At 70.2% G+C, this 2,707-nt stretch carries 3 protein-coding genes; 2 read left to right on the top strand and 1 reads right to left on the bottom strand.

The window, feature by feature from the left end:
* Positions 1-208: 208 nt before the first annotated feature.
* The gene (gene fdhD / locus WA805_RS13580; RefSeq protein WP_425242512.1) at positions 209-1,051 is read right to left on the bottom strand and encodes a formate dehydrogenase accessory sulfurtransferase FdhD; all 843 of its coding nucleotides are present in this window, start codon (positions 1,049-1,051) and stop codon (positions 209-211) included.
* A gap of 384 nt (positions 1,052-1,435) precedes the next feature.
* Here fdhD and gap point away from each other — a divergent pair, with 384 nt between their 5' ends.
* Together gap and pgk are read left to right on the top strand one after the other, a co-directional pair.
* The gene (gap, locus tag WA805_RS13575; protein WP_422288776.1) at positions 1,436-2,449 is read left to right on the top strand and encodes a type I glyceraldehyde-3-phosphate dehydrogenase; all 1,014 of its coding nucleotides are present in this window, start codon (positions 1,436-1,438) and stop codon (positions 2,447-2,449) included.
* Positions 2,450-2,452: 3 nt separating this feature from the next.
* Positions 2,453-2,707 (top strand): phosphoglycerate kinase (gene pgk, locus WA805_RS13570; RefSeq protein WP_425242511.1); only part of this gene is annotated, 255 nt, incomplete at its 3' end.

The raw sequence follows: 2,707 nt of genomic DNA, 5'->3' as shown, positions 1-2,707 counted from the left end.
CGCGTGCACCGGGGCAGCCGTGACGCGGCCAAGGCCCTCGGCCGCCGGCACGTGCTCGGCGACCACCGGTTCCGCTCGCCATCCGGCCCGCGCCAGCGCGTCCGTCCACCGCGCGTAGGCGAGCTGGGGGGCTGGCCGGTCACCCGCGCGACTAGTGTCGCTCACGCCTGACTACTGCCCGCGGTCGTGCACGATATACCGGGGCTGCTCACAACGACAGGCGCTCCGCGCCTGTGTAAACGTTCATCGACGGCCCGCGCAGGAAGCCCACCAGCGTCAGCCCCGCCTCGGCGGCGAGGTCGGCGGCCAGCGACGACGGCGCGGACACCGCCGCGAGCAGCGGTATGCCGGCCAGCACCGCCTTCTGCACCAGCTCGAACGAGGCCCGCCCGCTGACCAGCAGCGCGCAGCCGCTCAGCGGGAGCTTGTCGTTCAGCAGCGCCCAGCCGACGATCTTGTCGACCGCGTTGTGCCTGCCCACGTCCTCGCGCACCGCGAGCAGCGACCCGGCGGCGTCGAACAGCCCCGCGGCGTGCAGCCCGCCGGTGGAGGAGAACACTTTCTGCGCGTCACGCAGCCGGTCCGGCAGCGAGGCCAGCAGGGCAGGCGTGAACCGCGTCTGGTCCGTGGACAGCGGCGACGCCGGCAGCACGCAGATGTCCTCGATGGAGGTCTTGCCGCAGACGCCGCACGCCGACGTGGTCATGAAGTTCCGCCGCGCGCCGGGCGTCACCGCCACGCCGGGGGCGAGCCTGACGTCGGCCAGGTTCCCCAGCTCGGCTTCGGAATGGTCGCCGTGCCCGCACGTCACGCCGTCGCAGAGCTTGATCTCGGCGATCTCCTCGCGGGACCTGATCACCGCCTCGCTGACCAGGAATCCAGCCGCGAGCTCGACGTCGTCTCCCGGCGTGCGCATGGTCATGGTCAGCGCGGTGCCGTCGACCCGGATGCCGAGCGGCTCCTCGGCCGCGAGCAGGTCCGCGCGCGCGTCCGCCCGGACCGCCACCGTCGGCCCGTCTGCCGGCCCATCCGTCGGCCCGTCCTGCGACAGCGTCACCCGAAGCACCCGCCGCCGCGCCGTCCGCCCGGCCACGGCACCGCCTCCTCCCAGGGGAGTCGTCTCAGCTTCAGGGTAACGCCGAAGCCACCACGCCACGGACATGAACAGGGCGGCGGAGACACGCGTACGTTCTGGATATCGCTCGTGATTTTTCTTGTAAGGTCTAGACCATAGGCATGCAAATGCCTGCCCGGCACAGGGGCCAGGACAGGCCGGCTCGCCGCTGGACCGGACGCGTCCTCCAGGAGACCCCCGGGGTCCGCGCCCGGTGTCCCGGTGTCCGATAATCTCCCCGGGAAAGAGATCCGGGAGTGACGCGAGGCCGGGAACGTTGGACCCTAGTCACGAGCGGCGATCGAAACGGAGACTTGTGCTGTGACCATTCGAGTAGGCATCAACGGGTTCGGGCGGATCGGCCGGGGCTTCTGGAAGGCCGTGAACACGACCGGGATCGACCGCGGCATCGAGATCGTCGCGGCGAACGACCTCGGCGACGTCGCGACGATGGCCCATCTGCTCAAGTACGACAGCACGGCCGGTGACCTGAAGGAGGCCGTGACCGTCGACGGCGACACGATCCGCGTCGGCGACAAGTCGATCAAGATCCTCGCCGAGCGCGACCCGGCCAACCTCCCCTGGGGCGACCTGGGCGTCGACGTGGTGGTCGAGTCGACCGGCATCTTCACCACCGGCCCCAAGGCCAAGGCGCACATCGCGGGCGGCGCCAAGAAGGTGATCATCTCCGCGCCGGCCAAGGAAGAAGACATCACGATCGTGATGGGGGTCAACGACGACAAGTACGACCCCGCGAACCACGACATCATCTCCAACGCCTCCTGCACCACCAACTGCGTGGCGCCGATGGCGAAGGTGCTGCAGGAGAACTTCGGCATCGTCAAGGGCCTGATGACCACGGTGCACGCCTACACCCAGGACCAGATGCTGCAGGACGGGCCGCACAAGGACCTGCGCCGGGCCCGGGCCGCCGCGCTGAACATCGTGCCCACCACCACCGGCGCCGCGAAGGCGACCGGGCTCGTGCTGCCGGAGCTCAAGGGCAAGCTCGACGGCTACTCGCTGCGCGTGCCCGTGCCCGTCGGCTCGATCACGGACCTGGTCGTCGACCTGGAGCGCGACGTGACCAAGGACGAGGTCAACGCCGCGTACAAGGCCGCCGCCGACGGACCGCTCAAGGGCATCCTGGTCTACACCGAGGACGAGATCGTGTCCTCCGACATCGTCGGCTCGCCCGCCTCGTGCACGCTCGACTCCTCGATCACGATGGCGTACGGCAACCAGGTGAAGGTGTTCGGCTGGTACGACAATGAGTGGGGCTTCTCCTGCCGGCTCGCCGACCTGACCGCGCTCGTCGCGTCCCGGCTGGCGTAACGCATGCGCTCTATCGACGACATCGACGTCGCCGGGCGCCGCGTCCTGCTGCGGTCCGACCTGAACGTGCCGCTCGACCTCAAAGGGAGCGGCGAGATCACCGACGACGGGCGCATCCGCGCCAGCCTGCCGGTGATCAAGAAGCTGTCCGACCGCGGTGCCCGGGTCGTCATCATGGCCCACCTCGGCCGCCCGAAGGGCGCGGACTACGCCGAGCGCGCCGCGGGCGGCCCGTCGCTGCACGTGGTCGGGGTCCGG

It is taken from the genome of Trebonia sp., from assembly GCF_049794275.1.
Classification (GTDB): domain Bacteria; phylum Actinomycetota; class Actinomycetes; order Streptosporangiales; family Streptosporangiaceae; genus Trebonia.
This window is presented reverse-complemented; position numbering and strand designations above follow the sequence as displayed.